Below are 21557 nucleotides of genomic sequence, written 5' to 3'. Positions count from 1 at the left end.
TTTGAAAGGGGAACTAACCGAATGATCGAATTTGAAAAGCCAGCTATTACTTCTGTTGAAGAAAATAGTAGTTATGGTAAATATATTATCGAACCGCTTGAAAGAGGTTATGGTACAACTTTAGGTAATTCATTACGTAGAGTTTTATTAGCATCATTGCCAGGTACAGCGGTATCTGATATTCAAATAGACGGTGTATTGCATGAATTTTCAGCTGTTGATGGCGTAATTGAAGATGTTACACAAATTGTGCTTAACGTCAAAAAATTAAAGCTTAAGTCTTATGCTGAAGACAGTTTAAAAGCTGAGATCGATATTGTTGGTCCCGCAACTGTTACAGCTAAAGATATCAAGGCTGATGATGACTTGGAAATCCTCGATCCAGAACAATTTATTTGTACTGTTGCTGAGGGTGGACACTTCCACATGCAAATGACAATAAAAAATGGTCGTGGATATACTCCTGCAGAACAAAATAAGACGGACGAAACACCTATTGGTGTTCTTCCAGTTGACTCAATTTTTACACCTGTAGAAAAAGTTAACTATCAAGTTGAAAACACTCGTGTGGGTAAGAGAAACGACTTCGACAAATTAACAATCGATATCTGGACAAATGGTTCAATTGGACCACGCGAAGCTATTAGTTTGTCAGCTAAGATTCTTACAGAACATCTAAACAGTTTTGTAAATCTTACTGAAGAAGCTAAGAGTGCTGATATGATGATCGAAAAAGAGGAAACTCAAAAAGAAAAGAAACTTGAAATGACTATTGAAGAACTTGATTTGTCAGTTCGTTCATATAATTGTTTGAAGCGTGCCGGTATTAATACTGTGCAAGAGCTTACTGAAAAATCCGAAGCAGATATGATGCGTGTCCGTAATCTTGGACGTAAATCACTTGTTGAGGTAAAAGAAAAGCTTGCTGATCTTGGATTATCATTGAAGCAAGAAGACTAATAATATCAAATTCAAACAGGAGGTATAGACATGGGCTACCGCAAATTAGGACGTAACAGTTCACAAAGAAAAGCAATGTTACGCGATTTAACTACTGATTTACTCATTAATGAACATATTGTTACAACTGAAACTCGTGCTAAAGAAATCAGTCGTACAACAGAAAAAATGATAACCTTAGGTAAACGCGGAGATTTGCATGCTCGTCGCCAAGCTGCTGCTTATGTTAGAAACGAAGTTGCTAACATTACAGAAGAAGATGACGCAGTTGTTGTTCAATCAGCTCTTCAAAAACTTTTCAGTGATATTGCACCTCGTTACAAAGAACGTAATGGTGGATACACACGTATTTTGAAGACAACTCCACGCCGTGGAGATGCTGCTCCAATGGTTATTATTGAATTAGTTTAATAATAATTGTTTATTAATAAATAAAAAATCAGTCATTCTGATGAATTAGTGAGTGTTAAGATGATGGTTGTATTATACAGCTAAGTCTATCTCTGAGATTCCCATGATTTGGGAACACTAATTTGTCGAATGATTTTTTTTTGCTCAAATTTGTTATTATATAGATAACACAGTTTTGAGGAGACAACTTTTGGAAAAAATCATTTCAATCAAAAATTTAAATTACACTTATCCGGAAGCTAAAACTCCAGCAATAAATGACCTTTCGCTAGATATCTATAAAAATGAATGGTTGTCTATTGTTGGTAAGAATGGTAGTGGAAAATCTACTTTGACAAAGTTGATCGATGGGTTAATAGAAGCAAGCTCTGGAACCATTGCAGTTGATGGTCAGGAAATAAATGAAGATAATATTTGGGATGCACGGAAAAAAATTGGTATTATTTTCCAGAACCCGGATCATCAATTTGTTGGTGCCACTGTTGAGGACGATGTAGCCTTTGGGTTAGAGAATCAAGGCATGCCCCGAGAACAGATGATTATAGCAGTTGATCATGCGCTTGAATTAGTAAAAATGTCAGAATTTAAAAAGCGTGATCCACAGTCATTGTCAGGTGGTCAGAAACAGCGAGTGGCTATTGCAGGAGTTTTGGCAACTAGACCTCAAATTATCATTATGGATGAGTCAACCAGTATGTTAGACCCTGATGGCCGCAAGACGGTGTTGAATCTAGTTGAACAATTGCGAGAACAACAAGATTTAACCATTATCTCAATAACGCATGATATTGAAGAGACAGAATTATCACAAAGAATTGTTGTTTTGAATGATGGTCAGATTGTTAAAGATGGCAAACCAGAAGAGATATATGATTTGGGGCCTGAATTAACTAATTATGGGCTTGAGGAGCCATTTTCAAGTAAATTAATGTCAACACTAAGAGAGTCTGTAAAATTGCCTGAAGGCTATCTTAGTGGGAGAGAACTGAAGGAACAATTATGGAAATTACATTCGAACATGTAACACACTCATATAATGCCGATGGTCCTACTGCTAGTTTGGGATTAGATGATGTTTCCTTGACTATTAAGGATGGATTATTTACGGCTATTGTTGGTCAAACTGGATCTGGGAAGTCAACTTTAGTTCGCCACATCAATGCTTTATTAAAACCTACATCAGGAATCGTTAAAATTGGTAGTCGTGTTATTGACTCAGAGACCAGTAATAAGAATTTGAAATCATTGCGTAAACAAGTAGGGATGGTTTTTCAGTTTCCTGAGAGCCAGTTATTTGAAGAGACTGTGGAAAAAGATATTATGTTTGGACCAATTAATTTTGGCGCTACAGAAGATCAAGCTAAAGAGTCCGCTCAAAAGATGATTCAAATGGTCGGATTGGATGAATCCTATTTGAGCAAGTCACCATTTGACTTGTCAGGTGGTCAGATGCGTCGAGTAGCTATTGCAGGAGTTTTGGCTAGTGATCCGGAAACTATTATTTTAGATGAACCAACTGCAGGGTTAGATCCGGTGGGTCGTCAAGAAATTATGGATATGTTTAAAGGATTGCAGAAAAATGGAAAAACAATTGTCTTGATAACGCATAACATGGATGATGTAGCAAATTATGCGGATGATGTAGCAGTTATCCACAGTGGAAAACTAATTGCCAATGGTTTACCTAAAGACATTTTTAACAACAATGACTTATTAAAGAATGACTTGTTAACCTTGCCAAAGAGTGCAGAATTTGCTAAAAAGTTATCGCAAAAGGGATTTAGTTTTTCTAAATTACCGATTACAATTGATGAATTAGGAACTGAAATTAAACAACAGTTAAATGGTGATTAAATGGATAAAATAATTTTGGGAAGATATTTACCTGGGGATTCACTGATTTATCATTTGGACCCTCGTGGCAAATTCTTATTAACATTTTACTTTGTAGGAATAGTTTTCTTTGCTAATAATGTGGCTTCTTATGCGCTTTTGTTGGCTTTCGTTTTATTTGCGGTCTATCTATCAAAGATTAACTTTGGGTTCTTTATTAAGGGATTAAAGCCCGTCTTTTGGTTAATTTTATTTACAGTTATTTTACAGCTATTATTTACGCCTAGTAATAATCCTATTTGGCATTGGGGAATATTCACTTTGTCTAAAGAAGGAATGGTTATTTCAGCATATATCTTTATGAGATTCATTTTGATTATTTTTATTTCGACGTTATTAACGTTGACGACGACCCCAATTGAGATTTCCGATTCAATCGAGAGCATTTTGAAGCCGTTAAAAAGAATTAATTTCCCAGTTACACAGGTAGCTTTGATGTTGTCGATTGCGTTAAGATTTGTTCCTTTATTAGTTGATGAGACTACCAAAATTATGGATGCACAACGTGCTCGTGGGGTTGATTTTGGAGAAGGCGGATTGATTAAGCGAATTAAATCATTTGTACCAATTCTAATTCCCTTATTTGTTAGTAGCTTTTCGATTGCTTATGATCTGGCAATTGCGATGGAATCTCGTGGCTATAAAGATGGTGAAGGAAGAAGTAAATATCGTGTGTTGAGTTGGGCTAGACGAGATAATTTAACGATTATTTTTATGATAGGTTTGACGATTATTCTATTATTTTTACGGAGTTATTAATTTATGACAAGATACAAGTTAACCATCGCCTATGATGGAACAAAGTTTCACGGATTTCAGCGTCAAAATGAACTACGAACTGTTCAGGGGGTTTTAGAAAAGGCTCTTTCTAAAATGACCAAAGGGAAACAAATCGATGTAGTCGGTTCTGGAAGAACTGATGCGGGTGTACATGCTTTTGGTCAAGTTATCCACTTTGATTATCCCGGAGAAATGTCGGCCGAGAATATGTTAAGAGCTGTTAATTCATTAATGCCTTTGGATGTCATTGTGAAGGATTCTGTCATAGTTGATGAAGCTTTTCATGCTCGATTCGGTGTGAAGAAAAAAACTTATCAGTATCGGGTAGATTGTGGACATTATACTGATCCATTCAAAAGGTTTTACACAGGTCATTATCCTTATGCATTGGTTGTGGATAAAATTCAAATTGCTTTGAAGGATTTAGTAGGAGAGCATGATTTTACTAGTTTTGCTGCCTCAGGTGGTGTGATTGAAAATAAAGTTAGGACTATCTATTCTGCTACATGTGTGTATAATAAAAACAATGACGAATTAGTTTTCGAATTTACAGGCAATGGCTTCCTATATAATATGGTTAGAATTTTGGTTGCTACTCTGTTAGAGATTGGAAATGGGCGCAGGGATGTACATGATTTCTTGAGATTATTTGAGGTAAAAGACCGACAAGAGGCAAGAGGAACCGCTCCTGCAAGTGGGCTATATTTAAAAGAAGTTTTTTATGAATAATCTGTGGATAAATATTGACTTACAATGTAAATCACAGTATTATTGTAACTGGTATTGTTTGCCCCACGATAAGCCCCGGAAACTTATTAGGTTGTCAAACAGACGTAGAAACTGGAGGAAATTAAAGTGCGTACAACACCATTAGCAAAAGCAAGTGAAGTTGAACGTAAATGGTATGTTATAGATGGTGAAGATGTTGTCTTAGGTAGACTTTCATCAGTTGTTGCTTCTATTCTTAGAGGTAAGAACAAACCAACTTACACACCTAACGTTGATACAGGTGATAATGTTATTGTCATCAATGCAGATAAAGTTAGATTAACAGGTAAAAAAGCAAAGAATAAGATTTACTATTCTCATTCAGATCACCCAGGTGGGTTGAAGAGTATTAGTGCTGGCGAAAAACAAGCTACAAAGCCTGAAAGATTCGTTGAAGATTCTATTCGCGGTATGTTACCTAAGAACACTCTTGGTCGTCAAGAAATCAAAAAGTTGCATGTATATGCAGGTTCTGATCACAAACACCAAGCACAAAATCCAGAAATGTTGGATATCAACAAACTAATTTAAGGAGGAAAAGAATTTGGCACAAGTATCATACGCCGGAACAGGTCGTCGCAAGGACTCAGTTGCTCGTGTACGCCTAGTACCCGGAAACGGAAAGATTACTATCAACAAACGTGATGTCAAAGATTACATTCCTTTTGACAATTTGATTGCTGATATGAAACAACCTCTAGATGTTACTGAAACAGCAGAAAACTATGACGTTATTGCTAACGTTAACGGTGGTGGCTTCTCAGGACAAGCTGGAGCAATTAGACATGGTATTGCAAGAGCCCTACTTGATGTAGACCCTGATTTCAGACCTACACTTAAGTCAGCCGGCTTCTTAACACGTGACCCTCGTATGAAGGAACGTAAGAAACCAGGTCTTAAGAAAGCCCGTAAGGCTTCACAATTCTCAAAACGTTAATATTTATATTTCCAGTTTTGATTCAAAAACATCTCTCTGTGTGAGAGATGTTTTTTTGTTATCATATTTTATCAACAAAGGGTGTGTATAAATGTTAAAAATAAAAAACTTATCAACAAATTATCAAGTAAGAAAGTTAACAACTAGTGATGTTAATAGGGCTTTTGAGTTAGTTCAAAGCAATCCTACGTATTTTGCCTATTGTCCACCTCAAGCAACTAGACATTCGATTTTGGAAGATATGAAAGTTGTTCCCGCCAATAAGAGTTTGGATGATAAATATTATCTAGGTTTCTTTGATGATACTAAGTTAATTGCCATTTTAGATTTAATTATGGGATATCCAGATGATGAAAGTGCCTGGATTGGTTTCTTTATGGTGGATGCAACGTCTCAAGGCAAAGGAATCGGGTCTGATATTATTAATGATATTTCGGATGGAATTAAGGTTGCTGGATTTAAACGAATCGAATTGGCTTATGCTAAAGGAAATTCGCAGAGTGAACGCTTCTTATTGAAGAATGGTTTTATTAAAGATGGCCGCGAGGTTGCAGTGCCAGGTTATACTGTTGTTGTAATGGAAAAGAAACTTTAAAACTAAATGACATATGGTATATTAGAAATGAATCTTAAGGAGAGAGAATTTTTAATAAATATGGCATATAAAGTAGACTTTAAAAAGGTTTCAACGATTGGTTTGGAGAGTTCGCCAGTTGCTGATAAGTTAGCTGGATTGAGAGCTAATGAAGCACGTTATTTTCGTAATAAGTATCGGCATGAATTCGTAACTATGCCTGCAGATGAAAATCCAGAGATCTTGAATCGAATTGAAACAATACTAAAGGAACGTGATATGGAGTTTCCCTATAAACCATTAGAGGTTAGTGATTTTGTTGTGGAAAACACCCGTTGGTCACATGTATTTTATGAGAACGGTCTTGAGGTCAATATTCTATATAGTTTAGATCCTAATGGGAAAAGAGCAGTTGGTTTCAAGTTGACTGAAGGGATGGATGTTCCTGAAGAGTTTGAAGGCAAGTTTAAATTTGTTCGTCAACGATCAAGTTTAGCCGGTATAATTCGAGGTACTTATTTTGTTATTAAGGGTAATTACTAAAAAAATAACTTCACAGAGTGGAATTTCTTCCATTTGTGAAGTTATTTTTATTTTGCCATGATATCGGTATAAACCGTAACAGCAACTAATAATAAAGTCATTAGTATAATTAATCCGATGAAGATCATATGACGTTTTTTATTCATTAATAATACTGCTACAAATTCACGAATAAGTGCATTTGGTAGAAAGTACAATCTAGTAGATGCACCGATTCCGTTGGCAGTAATTCCGGCCATACGGGCATATAAACCAGCTCGAAAGATATGATAGTTATTACTAAAGAACTTAATGTAGGCACCTTTATTACCATAATCTGCTTGAATCATGTCTTTTGAAAATTGCATATTCTGTAAGGTGTTGCGAGATTTATCTTCTAAAATAACTAGATTCTTATCCCAACCATGTGCGATTGCATAGTCTGCCATTGCTTTGGCTTCCGAAAGTTTTTCGTCAGGTCCTTGACCACCAGAGAAAATAATTTTTGGCGCAGGACGTCCCTTTTTGATTTGTTTATTGGCAAATCTAAGGGCTGCTTCAATTCGATTACCTAGTAATTTTGAAACTGTATCACCATTGATTAAACCAGCGCCTAAAACTATTAAGTAATTAGCTTTGTATCGTTTTGGCACAAATTGATAAAGAAAAACGTTAACTAAAAAATTGTAAGAACAAATACCTAGGTATATTCCAATAAATGGTAATCCAGAGATCAGAGTATTAAACCAATTAGGTAAAAATTTGGCTTTATCTGCCATGAAGATATTGATAAACCATAAGGCAATTAAAAAGATAGCTAGAAATAATGTCAACATATTGGAAAGTGTATGACTTTCCCGTTTCCAAACTAAGAAGGCATTCCAGAGTAATAAAGCCCACATAAAGATCATTATTAAGGCAATAATGACCATAATTAATATAAATAGCATTCCCATTATAAAAATAAAGTGTGGATTGCCAGTACTGAAAATTAGAACAGCTAGTTCAGTCAAAAAGAAAATGAAGAAGATAGTAAAAGTAATACCATTTATTAATCTTCGAGGTTCTTTAAGCCAAGTAAATAAAAATATTCCTAACAGTGCGACAGTAATTAATCCCAAATAAAGTGAAACATGCTGTGCATCATGCATATAAGGAGTAATTTCATTCATAAAATCACCTCTCTTTAACAAAATATAATATTATTTCCCTCAAAAAATAATCATATTAATTTTATCATAGCCAAGGGGATCGTTTTACTAAAATGGTTATAAAAAATTAATGCATTACTAATACTTATGTTTACTTACAAAAGCTTAAAAAATGTTACAATCTTTCTAGGAGGTGGAAAGATTGTATCAAGAGCAAAGATTAGAGGAAATATTGAAGTTGTTGCAGGAGAACGAGGTTCTAACAACTGAAAAGATGATAGAACATTTCGGTGTCTCTAGAGATACAGTAAGACGTGATTTTAGTAAATTATCCAATGAAGGCAAAGTCAAACGAATTCACGGAGGAGTTATGCAATTGGAGACAGATAAAAAAATCTCGTCTTTCAATGATAGATTAGATTCCTTTACGATTTCTAAAAAACAAATTGCGGAAATTGCTAACAATTATATTCAAACTGATGGAACTTATTTTTTTGATGTTTCAACAATTGTCTTAAAATTAGCTCAAATATTGGATGCTAAAGCTACTATTTATACTCACTCTTTAGATAACTCTATTATGCTAAGTAGTAAAGATAATATTTCCTTACATTTGTTAGGTGGCAAGTTTTTTATAAAAAATCGTTTCTTTTATTCTTTAAATGAAGCTGAGATTTTGAATAATATTAAATTTGATGTTGCATTTATTGGGGCAGCAGGTTTGAAAAATGGACAAGTTAGTTTTGAAGATCAAACAGATGCATATCTTAAACAATTAGTTTTAAAGAACGCTAAAAGGAAAATCATTTTGGCTGAAGAATCTAAATTTTCAAAAGAAGCTACTTATACTATAGGGAATCTAAATGATTTTGATTTATTGATAACAGATCAAAAGCCTGGTTCAAGAATTCTTTCCATGATTGATGTTAAATACGGGAGTGATGATAATGGTTATTAAATTAATTTTGAGTGATATTGATGGAACAATTTTAAATGATAATAATGAAGTTGACAGTGATTTAAAACAGACTGTAAAGGAATTAAAAAATAAGGATATCCCTTTTGTCTTGGCTTCTGCAAGATCCCCTAAGGGCATGTTACCAATAGCTAAAGAATTAGGTGTATTGAATAATCCGATTGCATGTTATAACGGCGCTTTGGTTATTAAGGATCTACAAAATGATGAATATTCGAAAATCTTGAGTCATGAATTAAATGTAGAAGAGGTCAAACGTATTATAAAAACAGTTCATGATAAATATAATAATGTTTCGATAAATCTATATTCAGGTTCTGATTGGTATGCTGAAAATCTTGATAAATGGGTCAAAATTGAATCAGAGATAACTAATTTGACACCAATATTAACTGATTTTGATAAATTGATCGAAAATAATCCAGTCCACAAGATTCTTTTAGTAAGTGAACCAGACGAAATCTCGGTGTTGTTAAATGATTTAGAGAGATCAAACTATGATGATAGTTCATTTTATTTGTCGAAACCAAACTATTTAGAAATTACCAATAGTCAGGTTTCAAAAGAAAAGGCTTTGCGAGAATTGACTAGTACTTATAATTTATCACTCGACCAAACGATGACCTTGGGCGACAATTATAACGATATTCCAATGTTAAAAATTGCTGGACTGGGTGTTGCAATGGAGAATGCGCCTACTGATGTTAAAGACTTTGCGGATGCTATTACAGAGGATAATAATAAGAATGGTGTATCTAAAGCGATTAAAAAGTATGTTTTGAGATAAAGAAGGATAATATGAAAAAGATTTCCATTATTAAAGATGATATTTCAAATTTATCATTTCATGTTGATGTAATTGTAAATGCCGCTAACAGCAGTTTGATTCCTGGTGGTGGAGTTGATGGTGCTTTGAATCGACAAGCTGGTCCAAAGTTAAAACAAGCTATGCTCAAAATAGGCGGAACAAGAACCGGGACGGCAGTTTATACTTCGGCTTATAATCTTAATGCTGATTATGTTATCCATGCTGTTGGACCGAGATATAACGATGGAAAGCATGATGAAAAAGAGCTTTTACAATCAACTTATAAGAATAGTTTATTAATAGCTAAAAATTTAAATGTTAAATCAATTGCTATGCCTTTCATAAGCTCGGGAATTTATGGATATCCTTTGAAAGAGGCCATAGATATTGTAATTGATGTTATTAAAGAAATGAATTTAGATATGATCATCTACTTAGTAGTTTTGATTCTAATACTAAACAAATTGCTGAGGATGTTATAGGTACAAAAAAGTACCTATAACACTAAAAAGTACATACTATTCAAATCAATCAATTCGAATTATATTAGTTATACGAATTAATTAATAAGGAGAAAATAATGATTAACTCACTTAGTGATCGAATTGAATTGAATAATGGAACTAAGATTCCTGGTTTAGGTTTGGGAGTTTTCCAAATTCCTGATGAGAAGACAGCTGAGGTTGTAGCAAATGGTATTAAACAAGGATATCGTTTAATTGATACGGCCCAAGTTTATGGCAACGAAGCAGGGACAGGTGAAGGAATTCGCCGTGGATTGAAAGAAAATAATTTAAAACGTGAAGATTTATTTATTACTTCAAAAGTTTGGAATAATCATTTAACGTATGACGAAACAATTGCTGAATTCAACGACAGTCTTTATAAATTGGGCCTTGATTACCTAGATCTATATCTAATTCACTGGCCTGGCGATAACTCATTTAAGGATTCATATTTGGCTTTGGAGCATCTCTATGAAACTGGCAAAATAAAAGCTATTGGCGTATCCAATTTCCAAATTCACCATTTAGAAGAATTGGCTAGTTTTGCTAAAGTAATACCAGTTTTAAATCAGGTTGAATCACATCCAAAATTAAATCAAACACAATTACGCGACTATGGCGCTAAACACGGTATTAAAATTCAGGCGTGGTCTCCATTGATGCAAGGTAAGATTTTGAAAAATACTACGTTACAAAAAATTGCTGATAAGTATCATAAGTCAGTTGCACAAGTGATTTTGCGTTGGGATATTCAAAGAGACGTTTTATTAGTTGTTAAGTCTGTACATCCCGACCATATGCAAAGTAATGCTGATGTATTCGACTTTAATTTAGATCAGATTGATATGACTACAATCGATAATATGAATGAGGATTTACGTGTGGGACCAAACCCAGATGAATTTGATTTTTAGGAGGATTGTCTAATGGATCTACATTTAAAAAATAAGCTAGCCTTAATTACCGGATCAACTAAGGGAATTGGTAAGGCCATTGCGATTGAAATGGCTCGTGAAGGTACTAATGTAATTATTAATGGTAGAAAACAGGATGATGTTGACCGTGTGGTCGCAGAAATAAGCCAAAAGTTTCCTCAAACAAATCCTCAAGGCGTTGCTGCTGATTTAGCAAAAACAACTGATCGAAAAAGGTTGTTTGAAACAATTTCTAAGATAGATATTTTGGTTAACAATATGGGAATTTTTCAACCAATGGATTACTACGAAATTAGTGATGACATTTGGGAAAATTTCTTTAGAGTTAATGTCCTAGCTGGTAATGCATTAGCCAAATTTTATCTACCTAAAATGTTAGAACAAGATTTTGGAAGAATAATTTTTATTGCTAGTGAAGAGGCTGTGATGCCTTCTGGGGAAATGCCTCAATATAGCATGACTAAATCAATGAATTTATCATTGGCTAAGAGTTTATCCAAACTAACGGTGGCAAGTCACGTGACTGTTAATACGATCATGCCAGGTTCAACTTTGACCGAAGGCGTGCAAAAAATGTTGAATGATATGTATAGAGATAGTGAGTTACCTAAAGAAAAATGGGAAAGTGATTTCATGAAAAATCATCGGTCACGGTCACAAATCCAGCGTTTGATCAGACCTGAGGAGATTGGACGATTTACAGCTTTTGTAGCTAGTCCTGATTCATCATCTTTTTCTGGGGAAGCCTTAAGAGTTGATGGTGGTTTGGTACCAACAATTTTTTAGAAAAATCGTTAAATAATTGTTTTTAGATTTATTGAAAGAGCTTACAATGGAGACATAGTTGAGAAAAGGGAGTGGATTCTATGTTCTTTATTGATACATCTAAAAACAAAAAGCCAGTTTATAACGCAATCGTTAATCAATCATTGGATAATTATTTAGTTAATGATTTACGCCTGCCAGGTCATGGATTGATTCTGTATATTAACAATCCTTCAGTAATCGTAGGTGTCCACCAGAATGCTTACGCTGAAGTTAATTTTCCATATTTGAAAGAGAAGAATATTCACTTGGTTCGTAGAACCTCAGGTGGGGGTGCTGTCTACCATGATTATGGTAATTTGATCTTTGAAAATATTGTTATCGGTGACGATGGACATTTTGGTGACTATGCATATTTTGCCCAACCTATTATTGATGCATTGCATGATATGGGGGCTAAGGGTGTCGAGATGCGTGGTAGAAACGACATTGTTGTTGATGGTAAGAAATTCTCTGGTATGACGATGTTTAAAGTTGGTGATTCATACGCCGCTGGTGGAACATTGATGTTTGATTTGGATATGGATACTGCAAGTAAGGTTTTGACACCTGAAAAAGATAAATTGGAATCTAAGGGTGTTAAGTCGGTCAATAAACGAATTACTAATATTAAACCTTATTTGGATGAACCTTATAGAAGTATGAATGCCAATGAATTTAAAGATGAACTACTCAAAAGGATTTATCATGTAGAGAAACTTTCTGATATTGAGACATATACTTTAAATGATCATGATTGGGATGTTATTGAATCACGCCTGAAAGATAAATATGATACTGATGAATGGAATTATGGTAAGAATCCTGGCTTTACTAACTATGTTTCAAAGCATTTTGATATTGGAACAGTAGCCTTTAATTTTTCATTGAAGAATCAAAAGATTTCTGATATCCGAATTTATGGTGATTTTATTACTGGTGGAGATATTCATTTAATTGAACAGTCGCTCTTGGGAGCAGATTTTACTAAAGCTGGTTTGGAAGAAGCATTTTCAAAAGTTGACCTTGCTGCTAACTTGGGAAAAATTGATCCTAGTTTGTTAATTGAACTGTTATTGTCTAAAAAATAAAAGATACCCTATAATCGTTAGAATTTTGAGTTAACGGTTATAGGGTATCTTTTTAAATTTTATTATTAATTAACCATTTGTTCGTTGACATATTGGGCATATAATTCATGTTCTTTCATCAATTGTTTATGTGTACCATGTCCAGTTACAGATCCATGTTCAATAAAGTAAATTTGATCTGCGTCAACAATAGTTGAAAGACGGTGAGCGATAACTAAAGTTGTTCTACCAACCATCAGTTGATCTAGCGCACGTTGAACTTTTTCTTCAGATTCTGAATCGAGGCTGGCCGTGGCTTCATCAAGCATTAGAATTTTAGGATCACGCAAGAAAGCACGAGCAATAGCAATTCTTTGTTTTTGTCCACCAGATAATTTGACACCACGTTCACCAATTTGGGTATCTAATTGTTCTGGAAAAGCCTTAACAAATTCGTCAGCATAAGCTAGTTCTAGTCCATGCCATAATTGTTCATCAGTTAGTTTTGTGTCCAAACCATATTGCAAATTGTCACGAATACTACCAGCAAAAACAGCACTATCTTGGGATACATATCCAATTTGTGAGCGCCAGTTGGATAAATCAATATCTTTAATATTGTGATTGCCAATAAGTATAGAACCGTTATCAGGTTGATAAAATCTCTCTAAAAGTGAGAAGATCGTTGATTTACCACCACCAGAAGGACCAGCAAAAGCGATTACGGTGTTAGGCTTTGCTTCGAAGGAAACATCATGAAGAATCTGATTATCTGCATCATAACTAAAGTTCAAATGAGCGGCAGTTATGGTTTGGCCTTCGACATTAACTTCTTGATTAGAAGTGGTAGTTTCTGGCTCAGTATTCAAGATTTCTTGAATTCTTTCAGTTGATCCCATAGCCTTTTGAACTTGAGAAAAGAATGTGGCAAAACTAGCTATAGGTGTGATGATATTGAATAAATATAGTAGGAAAGCAACTAATGAACCACTAGAGAGAGTTCCTTGTTGAATTCTAACGGCACCGTATCCAAGAATTCCAACGAAGATTCCCAACATTGCTGTTGTCATGATAGGTTGAAGAACAGCTTCAATACGGGCGTCCTTGATACCAACATTAAAAATTTTGTTGATATAGTTTCCACCAGTTGTTTTTTCAAATTCCTCACCATTACTGGATTTGATTAAACGAACTTCTGACAGTTTTTCACTGGCATCAGCGTTGAAATCTGCAGTGGCAGCTTGTAGTCTTCTGCCAAGTTTTGACATTATTCGACCGATAGGTAAAAGAATCAAAACAAATACGGGTATGATGGCGAACATTAATGATGCCATCTTCCAATCCATGAAGAAAAGTATAAACATAGATCCAACTAATTGAATAGCACCAGTAACAAAATTAGGAAATTGGGATGTAATTAAATCCTTGATGACACTAGTGTCGTTAACTAATCGCGAACTGCTCTCACCAGATTTATGATCATCAAAATAATCTACTGGTAATTTTAACAAGTGGGCCCACAGTTTTTCACGCAAAGTTTTAACTGAACTCTCACCGACGTATCTTAAAATATAGCCACCAATCGTTCCAAAGCCTAATTGAATCAAGAAAGCTAGTACTAAAACAGCTACCATTTTTCCATCTATTTTGGAAAGACCACTAGTATCGACCAATCCTTTTGTCAATTGCGGTACTACCAAACTGGCCCCACTAGTTACTAGACTTAACAACATACTTAGAACAAAAAGTGATTTTTTAGGATTGACACTATTAATTAGATGCATAAAATCTTTAAATTTGAACGTACCATTACTCTTTGGTAACTCCCGTCCCATCATAGCTCCATCGCGCATTATAATTTATCCTCACTAAAAATTAATATTTTTCGCCATTCCAGAAATTATTATGAAAATCTGGTCGTTGTCCATGTCCCTCATGTCCTCTGCCAAATCCAGGCATGCAATTATTATCAAATGGCATATTACGCATATTTTTACGCATTTCGTGACGCATATGTTCGATATCTTTAGGAGTCATATCTTCACGCATACCCATCATTTGATCACGCATATTTAACATGGCCTTAAACTTATCGGTTGGATCAACAAATTTTGTAGAATTCTTTTTAAAATCTTCGTCCCAACCATCAGAAATTTTTTGAAGATAGGTGCTAAATTGTTGTTGATCTTCTTCGCTTAATCCGGCAAAGAAGGTGTCACTGTAATCGTTGTTCTTGAAAGCAGCATTTTCTTCAGCCTTTTTTCTACCTGCATCAGTTAAATAGATATGTTTGCTGCGTTTATCATTCTCGTCTTCCTTACGTGAGATATCACCGTTGGTTTCCATTTTCTTCATTAATTCGGCAATAGAGCTAGGACGTAAATCCAAAACTTGTGCAAGATAGTTTTGAGTCAAGCCGTCTTCTAACTTTAGAATTGCTAAAACACGCTGTTGACCAGTTAATTTTTGTTTCTTTTGACTCATGAAGTAGTTTCCAGCTTCACTGATAAATCTTAGTTGTTTCATTAAATCATCTGTAAGTGTACTCATATATAAATTCCTCATTTCGTTTAATTATTAAATTAATTCGGTACCGAACTTTATTATGGATTGAATTATAGTTCGGTGCCGAATTAATGTCAACCAATTAAAAGAAATAATTATTAACTGGAAAGATATGAAGTGATTTTTAAATAAAATGAAAAAGGTTACATTATTGGTAAATAAGGAAAATAATTATTGAAATTTTAAAAACTAATATTATAAAAATTTACAAATAATATTAAGCTTGATACTTGAAATTCCTAAAGAAGTTAAATTAATTGACACGTAGAAGAAAAGCAAGTATGATTACAAATGGTAAAAATTATCATTTATATTAGGAGAAATAATGGCAAAAAAATCAAAAATAGAAAAAAATAAAAAACAAATAGAATTAATAGAGCGTTACGCCCAAATTCGCAAAGAATTAAAGGCAAATGGTGACTACATTGCTTTATCAAAGTTGCCTAGAAACTCTAGTCCAGTAAGATTAAAAAATCGTGATAGCTTGGATGGTCGTCCACATGCGTATATGCGCAAATTTGGAATGTCACGTTTGAATTTTAGAAAGTTGACACATGAAGGTCAGATACCTGGTGTTAAGAAAGCCAGTTGGTGAGGAGAGTATTATGGAAAAAATGAATACAGCAACAGCATATAGAAACTTAAAAAGTCCTAACATTAAAACTAGAAAAAGAGCATTGCGAGCAATTAAGGATAGTAAAAGAAAAATTGTTAAATAATTAACTAACTAATGGAAACGTTCTCTATTCCTGCTATAATTAAATTGTGATTATTTAATTAATGTAGAAAGAGGAGAATAACTATGACTACTGCTAAAAAAAAGAAGCATAGCTTCCCGTCCGCGTATACTGTTATTATCATTGTTTTGATTTTAGTTCAGGCTTTAACATTTTTCATTCCATCGGGTAAATACAGTACGTTGGAATATGATTCAGGAATCAACAAATTTGTTATTACTGAATCGTCAGGAAAAAAGATTAAGGAAAGTGCTACTCAAAAAACACTTGATAAATATAAAATTAAAATCAAAGTTTCAAAATTTAAAGATGGAACTATTTACCGTCCAGCTGCTATTCCCAATACGTATCACGAAATTAAGAAACCAAAGCGTGGCGTTTTTGGAACAATAAATCAGTTTCTAACCTCTCAGGTTCAAGGAATTGTTGATAGTGTTGATATTATCGTCTTCATCCTTATTTTAGGTGGAGTTATTGGAGTGGTTAATGCCACTGGAGCAATGGATTCAGGTATGATGCGTTTATCTGAAAAATTAAAGGGTAAACAGAAGTGGTTGATTGTTATCGTTACATCATTAATCGCGCTTGGTGGAACAACTTTTGGATTAGCAGAAGAAACAATCGCCTTCTATCCGATCCTTATTCCAATTTTTCTTTTGGCTGGGTATGATACGCTAACCGCAGTCGCGGCAGTTTATTTAGGAACAGCAATTGGTTCGATGAGTTCAACTATTAATCCATTCTCAACTGTTATTGCATCTAATGCTGCAGGAATCAATTTTACTGATGGTTTACCAATGCGTGTATTGATGTGGTTTGCGGCAGTTGGGATTTCCATTATATACACGATTCGTTATGCGGAAAAAGTTCGTAAGAATCCGGCTAAATCACTCGTAGCTGATCAGGCACAAAGTGATAAAGATAAATTCTTAGGCAATATGGATCTAACGACTAAGAGTGATTTTACAATGAGACAAAAGATTTCATTAATTGTATTCGCCTTAGGCTTCGTGGTAATGATTTATGGGGTCCAACAATTAGGGTGGTATTTTACTGAGATTGCAGTTGTTTTCTTGGCTGTAACTTATATTTTGATTTTTACAGCAGGTCTAAAGGAATCCAAGTTCGTCAGCAGTTTTATTTCCGGGGCGGGAGATTTACTTGGAGTTGCTCTAACAGTTGGTTTAGCTAGATCCGTTGGTATCGTGATGGAAAAAAGTTTTGTCAGCGATACGATCATGAATTACTTTAGCAATAAAATCAGTGGAATGAATAGTGTTCTATTCATCTGCGTTTTGTTCTTTGTCTATATTATCTTAGGCTTCTTTATTCAATCATCATCAGGATTGGCCGTATTATCAATGCCTATTATGGCGCCATTGGCTGATGTTGTTGGGATTGATCGTTCAATGATTATCAATGCTTATAATTGGGGACAAGGTCTAATTGGCTTAATTGCCCCAACTGGTTTGATTCTAGTGTCGTTGTCGATGGTTAATGTTGGTTTTGATAAATGGATTAAATTCGTTATGAAACTACTGGTAATGATTGTTATATTAATTCTATTATTTTTGAGTATCGGTGTATTAATATAGAAAAATAAGAGTGATCTAAAACAGTTTTGTTTTGGATCACTCTTTTGTTGAGGGGAATATTTTCAGCTATAATTGAGATAATTATTTGTTTTGGAGGAAAATCATGTCAGATTATAGAATCGAAGAGGATACCCTAGGTGCGGTTAAGATCCCAATTAATGCGCTTTGGGGCGCACAAACTGAACGTAGTCGTAATAATTTTTCCACAGGTGCTAAGATGCCATTAGCAATTATTAAAGCTTTGTTGCAGATTAAAAGATCTGCTGCGATTGCTAATAAAAATGTAGGTGCTATTGAAGAATCAAAGGCTGATTTGATTGTTGAAGCAATTGATCAATTGCTGGGTTTAGATGATGAAGATTTGAGAAAAGATTTTCCGCTGGTGATTTATCAAACTGGTTCTGGAACTCAAACTAATATGAATGTTAATGAGGTCGTGTCTCATGTAGCCCAAAAAATCAATTCTAAAATTGAGATTTTACCTAATGATGATGTTAATCACGGTCAAAGTTCAAATGATATTTTTCCAACGGCAATGAACATAACGGCCGCGATCGCTGTTGATGAATTAGAAGAATCCGCTCAACATTTGATTGATGAGTTGAAAAAGAAACAGATTAGATATTGGAAAACAGTCAAAATTGGTCGGACTCACTTACAAGATGCTACACCATTGACTTTTGGACAGGAAGTTAGTGGCTGGATCAGTGCATTGGAACATGATTTATCCTATCTGAAACTTTTAAATACGACACTCGGTGAGTTAGCTATTGGTGGTACGGCAGTTGGAACGGGACTAAATGCCGCTGATGGATTTGCTAATGAAATTGCCGAGCAAATGAGCTTGGTTTATGAACATAAATTTACTGCAGATACTAATAAATTTTATGGCTTGGCTGCACACTCAGGATTAAATGTTGTTCATGGAGCTATTAAAACACTTGCTAGTGATTTAATGAAAATTGCTAATGACGTTCGTTTTTTGGCTAGTGGTCCACGATCAGGTTATGGTGAATTGAACATACCGGCTAATGAACCGGGATCATCAATTATGCCTGGAAAAGTTAATCCGACTCAAGCTGAGGCTATTACAATGGCTGCTGTCCGGGTGATGGGAAATGATGTGACGGTAAATGTCGCTGCTAGTCAAGGAAACTTTGAAATGAATGTTTATAAACCGGTATTGATAAGTGCTTTTTTAGAGTCAGCTGAATTATTAACTGGAACAGTATATGGCTTTGCAGATAAAATGATTGCTGGATTAACCGTAAATCAAACCCGAATGAAGGAACTGGTTGATAAGTCACTGATGACCGTTACCGCTCTTTCTCCACATATTGGCTATCATGAAAGTGCCCAAATCGCTCAACAGGCTCAAAAAGATGACACTACATTGAAGGTTGCGGCAATTAAATCGGGACTAGTAACTGAAGAACAATTTGATAAATGGGTTGTGCCAATAGATATGACGAATATTGAGGAGAAATAAGATGGCTGAAAAATTTATTTTTGAATCAACTAAAATTGAACAAATCAAAGATCATTATGATGTTGTTATCATAGGTTCTGGTGGAGCTGGTTTAACAAGTGCCATTCAAGCTTATGAATTAGGTTTAAAGCCAGTTATCTTAGAAAAAATGGATAAAATTGGTGGAAATACGACTAGAGCTTCCTCAGGAATGAACGCTGCTGAAACATCCATCCAATTAGATCATAAGATCGTAGACAGTTTTGAAGATTTTTATGATGAAACTTTTGTGGGTGGTGGAAAGAAAAATAATCCTGAACTATTAAAGTTTTTCACAGAGCATAGTGTTTTAGCGATAGATTGGTTAAGTCATCATGGTATTAAATTGGATGATTTAACAATTACTGGTGGCATGAAAACAATGAGAACGCACCGTCCTAGTTCTTTAGCGCCTATTGGTGGGTATCTAGTGACTGAATTGTTAAAATATATTGCTAAGTACCGAATTCCACTATTTTCTGGTATTAAAGTATCCGAATTGTTGACTGAAAAGGGACATATTATTGGAATCAAAGCTGACGCTCAAAAAGAATACGTTATTAAAACAAAGGCCGTGGTCCTAGCGACTGGAGGATTTGGAGCAGGAAAAGACTTATTAGCAAAATATCGTTCTGATTTGTTAAATTTGAGAACGACTAATCAACCTGGTGCAACTGGTGATGGAATTAGTTTAGCTCAAAGTGTTGGAGCTAAACTGGTTGATATGGATCAGGTACAAGTTCATCCAACCGTGCAACAAGATACTCCACATGCTTTCTTGATCGGTGAAGCAGTTCGTGGTGAGGGAGCTATTTTGGTTAATAATTCTGGTTTAAGGTTTGTTAATGAATTAGATACTAGAAAGAACGTAACTAAGGCGATTGATGATTTAGGTGGAACCGGGGCGTACTTGATTTTTGACAGTAATATTAGAAAACGAGTAAAGGCAATTGAGTTTTATGATCATGTTGGGCTAGTAGAAACTGGTCAAACAATTACAGAATTATCTGATAGGATCAACATTGATCCGAAGGTTTTGGATAATACGGTTAAAAATTGGAATATTATAGTGAGAAATCATGATGATAATGATTTTGGAAGAACGACTGGTATGGAAAGAGATGTTTCTAACGGACCATTTTATGCAATTCATATTGCTCCTGCAGTTCACTATACGATGGGAGGAGTAGTAATTAATCATAAAACTCAAGTGTTGAATAAAGATGAACAAATTATTAAGGGTCTGTTTGCTGCCGGAGAGGTAGCAGGAGGATTACATGGTAATAATAGAATTGGCGGTAATTCTATTGCAGAAACAATCGTCTTTGGACGTCAAGCGGGACAACAGGTATTTAAATATATTCAAGGTTAAAAAGTAAGTGCAAAAAATAAATTAATAATTTTTGCATTTTTTTATTGATTATAACTGAACGATGGTTTAGTATTAACTCATGCGAAAAATAGATGAAACAAAACGAGATGCAATAGTTAAAGCCGTTTTTCAAATTACTTTTGATGAGAGTATTACTAATCTATCGATTGCTAAGATAGCTAAAAAAGTTGGTGTTAGTAAGGCAACAATGTATGTCTATTACGATGATAAGACAGATATGTTGAGTAAAATATTTTTGAACGTTAAGCAATTAATGGATGATGGATTGGATAAAAAATTATCAGTTGATGCTACTTTTAAACAAAGAGTACGTTTGGCGGTGGAACATTTTGCTAATAAATTTATAGAATATCCTTACGAAGCTAATTTTATGTGGGCAATTCTTGCTAATCCTAAGTTAGTTAATGATGGAGTAGTTGAAAAATCGCAACAGATGGTTAAATCATTATATGATTTATTTGCTGAAGGTGTGGAAAATGATTATTGGATTACCAATGATATGGAAATATTAGTTTCAATTATGTTTTCGCCAATTAAACAAATTACTGAAACATATTTTAGAAAAGAACAATCGGTTCCTCAAGACAAAATGAAAGAATTAATTGATATTTTAATAAAAACAGATGTGGTCGAGTAAAATCGACTTTTTGTTTAAAAAATAACTG

At 34.4% G+C, this 21557-nt stretch carries 25 protein-coding genes; 22 read left to right on the top strand and 3 right to left on the bottom strand.

Annotated elements, in window-relative coordinates; all coding sequences use genetic code 11:
• Positions 1 to 21 precede the first annotated feature (21 nt).
• The 10 genes from CBP76_RS10655 to CBP76_RS10610 all read left to right on the top strand — a co-directional run bounded on the left by CBP76_RS10655 (position 22) and on the right by CBP76_RS10610 (position 6866).
• Positions 22 to 960: a DNA-directed RNA polymerase subunit alpha gene (locus CBP76_RS10655; RefSeq protein WP_102196857.1), complete on the top strand. Its 939-nt coding sequence runs from the start codon at positions 22 to 24 to the stop codon at positions 958 to 960.
• Positions 961 to 990: 30 nt separating this feature from the next.
• Positions 991 to 1371: a 50S ribosomal protein L17 gene (gene rplQ, locus CBP76_RS10650; RefSeq protein WP_102196856.1), complete on the top strand. Its 381-nt coding sequence runs from the start codon at positions 991 to 993 to the stop codon at positions 1369 to 1371.
• 190 nt (positions 1372 to 1561) lie between these two features.
• Positions 1562 to 2395: an energy-coupling factor ABC transporter ATP-binding protein gene (locus CBP76_RS10645; RefSeq protein ID WP_102196855.1), complete on the top strand. Its 834-nt coding sequence runs from the start codon at positions 1562 to 1564 to the stop codon at positions 2393 to 2395.
• Positions 2371 to 3225 (top strand): energy-coupling factor ABC transporter ATP-binding protein, encoded by an 855-nt coding sequence (locus CBP76_RS10640; RefSeq protein ID WP_102196854.1) that lies wholly within the window; start codon positions 2371 to 2373, stop codon positions 3223 to 3225. Before CBP76_RS10645 ends, CBP76_RS10640 begins: the two co-directional genes overlap by 25 nt.
• On the top strand, positions 3226 to 4023 hold the full coding sequence (locus tag CBP76_RS10635; RefSeq protein WP_102196853.1) for an energy-coupling factor transporter transmembrane component T family protein: 798 nt from the start codon (positions 3226 to 3228) through the stop codon (positions 4021 to 4023).
• Positions 4024 to 4026: 3 nt separating this feature from the next.
• On the top strand, positions 4027 to 4773 hold the full coding sequence (gene truA, locus CBP76_RS10630; protein ID WP_102196852.1) for a tRNA pseudouridine(38-40) synthase TruA: 747 nt from the start codon (positions 4027 to 4029) through the stop codon (positions 4771 to 4773).
• Positions 4774 to 4899: 126 nt separating this feature from the next.
• Entirely contained in the window at positions 4900 to 5343 is a 444-nt protein-coding gene (gene rplM, locus CBP76_RS10625; protein ID WP_102196851.1) for a 50S ribosomal protein L13, read from the top strand.
• 13 nt (positions 5344 to 5356) lie between these two features.
• Positions 5357 to 5749 (top strand): 30S ribosomal protein S9, encoded by a 393-nt coding sequence (gene rpsI / locus CBP76_RS10620; protein ID WP_102196850.1) that lies wholly within the window; start codon positions 5357 to 5359, stop codon positions 5747 to 5749.
• Between the two features lie 91 nt (positions 5750 to 5840).
• The gene (locus tag CBP76_RS10615; RefSeq protein ID WP_102196849.1) at positions 5841 to 6344 is read left to right on the top strand and encodes a GNAT family N-acetyltransferase; all 504 of its coding nucleotides are present in this window, start codon (positions 5841 to 5843) and stop codon (positions 6342 to 6344) included.
• A 60-nt stretch (positions 6345 to 6404) separates the two neighbouring features.
• Entirely contained in the window at positions 6405 to 6866 is a 462-nt protein-coding gene (locus CBP76_RS10610; protein WP_102196848.1) for a phage tail protein, read from the top strand.
• A gap of 47 nt (positions 6867 to 6913) precedes the next feature.
• Here the strand turns inward: CBP76_RS10610 and CBP76_RS10605 are convergent, their stop codons facing one another.
• A complete protein-coding gene (locus CBP76_RS10605; RefSeq protein ID WP_102196847.1) occupies positions 6914 to 8017 on the bottom strand; it encodes a YdcF family protein in 1104 nt (367 codons plus the stop codon).
• Between the two features lie 181 nt (positions 8018 to 8198).
• Between CBP76_RS10605 and CBP76_RS10600 the strand changes: the two genes are divergently transcribed.
• The 6 genes from CBP76_RS10600 to lplA all read left to right on the top strand — a co-directional run bounded on the left by CBP76_RS10600 (position 8199) and on the right by lplA (position 13116).
• The gene (locus tag CBP76_RS10600; protein ID WP_102196846.1) at positions 8199 to 8954 is read left to right on the top strand and encodes a DeoR/GlpR family DNA-binding transcription regulator; all 756 of its coding nucleotides are present in this window, start codon (positions 8199 to 8201) and stop codon (positions 8952 to 8954) included.
• Entirely contained in the window at positions 8938 to 9759 is an 822-nt protein-coding gene (locus CBP76_RS10595) for a Cof-type HAD-IIB family hydrolase (RefSeq protein WP_102196845.1), read from the top strand. The genes CBP76_RS10600 and CBP76_RS10595 overlap by 17 nt, the downstream gene beginning before the upstream one ends.
• 11 nt (positions 9760 to 9770) lie before the next feature.
• Positions 9771 to 10262, top strand: a complete 492-nt coding sequence (locus CBP76_RS10590; protein WP_102196844.1) for a macro domain-containing protein — start codon at positions 9771 to 9773, stop codon at positions 10260 to 10262.
• A gap of 98 nt (positions 10263 to 10360) precedes the next feature.
• Positions 10361 to 11200 carry an aldo/keto reductase gene (locus CBP76_RS10585; protein ID WP_102196843.1) on the top strand — a complete coding sequence of 280 codons (840 nt, stop codon included), beginning with the start codon at positions 10361 to 10363 and terminating at the stop codon, positions 11198 to 11200.
• Positions 11201 to 11212: 12 nt separating this feature from the next.
• Positions 11213 to 12007, top strand: a complete 795-nt coding sequence (locus CBP76_RS10580; protein ID WP_102196842.1) for an SDR family NAD(P)-dependent oxidoreductase — start codon at positions 11213 to 11215, stop codon at positions 12005 to 12007.
• Between the two features lie 80 nt (positions 12008 to 12087).
• Positions 12088 to 13116: a lipoate--protein ligase gene (gene lplA / locus CBP76_RS10575; RefSeq protein ID WP_102196841.1), complete on the top strand. Its 1029-nt coding sequence runs from the start codon at positions 12088 to 12090 to the stop codon at positions 13114 to 13116.
• Positions 13117 to 13181: 65 nt separating this feature from the next.
• On the opposite strand, the gene CBP76_RS10570 is transcribed toward lplA, so the two are convergent.
• Together CBP76_RS10570 and CBP76_RS10565 are read right to left on the bottom strand one after the other, a co-directional pair.
• Positions 13182 to 14948: an ABC transporter ATP-binding protein gene (locus tag CBP76_RS10570; RefSeq protein ID WP_102196840.1), complete on the bottom strand. Its 1767-nt coding sequence runs from the start codon at positions 14946 to 14948 to the stop codon at positions 13182 to 13184.
• 22 nt (positions 14949 to 14970) lie between these two features.
• The gene (locus tag CBP76_RS10565; RefSeq protein ID WP_102196839.1) at positions 14971 to 15645 is read right to left on the bottom strand and encodes a MarR family winged helix-turn-helix transcriptional regulator; all 675 of its coding nucleotides are present in this window, start codon (positions 15643 to 15645) and stop codon (positions 14971 to 14973) included.
• 340 nt (positions 15646 to 15985) lie between these two features.
• Between CBP76_RS10565 and rpsN the strand changes: the two genes are divergently transcribed.
• The 6 genes from rpsN to CBP76_RS10540 all read left to right on the top strand — a co-directional run bounded on the left by rpsN (position 15986) and on the right by CBP76_RS10540 (position 21529).
• Positions 15986 to 16255 (top strand): 30S ribosomal protein S14, encoded by a 270-nt coding sequence (gene rpsN, locus CBP76_RS10560; RefSeq protein ID WP_102196838.1) that lies wholly within the window; start codon positions 15986 to 15988, stop codon positions 16253 to 16255.
• Positions 16256 to 16265: 10 nt separating this feature from the next.
• On the top strand, positions 16266 to 16379 hold the full coding sequence (locus CBP76_RS13240) for a putative metal homeostasis protein (RefSeq protein WP_166667257.1): 114 nt from the start codon (positions 16266 to 16268) through the stop codon (positions 16377 to 16379).
• A gap of 83 nt (positions 16380 to 16462) precedes the next feature.
• On the top strand, positions 16463 to 17992 hold the full coding sequence (locus CBP76_RS10555; protein WP_102196837.1) for a YfcC family protein: 1530 nt from the start codon (positions 16463 to 16465) through the stop codon (positions 17990 to 17992).
• Positions 17993 to 18095: 103 nt separating this feature from the next.
• Positions 18096 to 19481, top strand: coding sequence for a class II fumarate hydratase (locus tag CBP76_RS10550; RefSeq protein WP_102196836.1), 1386 nt, complete (start codon positions 18096 to 18098; stop codon positions 19479 to 19481).
• Between the two features lies 1 nt (position 19482).
• A complete protein-coding gene (locus CBP76_RS10545) occupies positions 19483 to 20871 on the top strand; it encodes a flavocytochrome c (protein WP_102196835.1) in 1389 nt (462 codons plus the stop codon).
• Positions 20872 to 20950: 79 nt separating this feature from the next.
• A complete protein-coding gene (locus CBP76_RS10540; RefSeq protein WP_102196834.1) occupies positions 20951 to 21529 on the top strand; it encodes a TetR/AcrR family transcriptional regulator in 579 nt (192 codons plus the stop codon).
• Positions 21530 to 21557: the final 28 nt, after the last annotated feature.

The organism is Companilactobacillus nuruki (genome assembly GCF_002872255.1).
Lineage (GTDB): Bacteria > Bacillota > Bacilli > Lactobacillales > Lactobacillaceae > Companilactobacillus > Companilactobacillus nuruki.
This window is presented reverse-complemented; position numbering and strand designations above follow the sequence as displayed.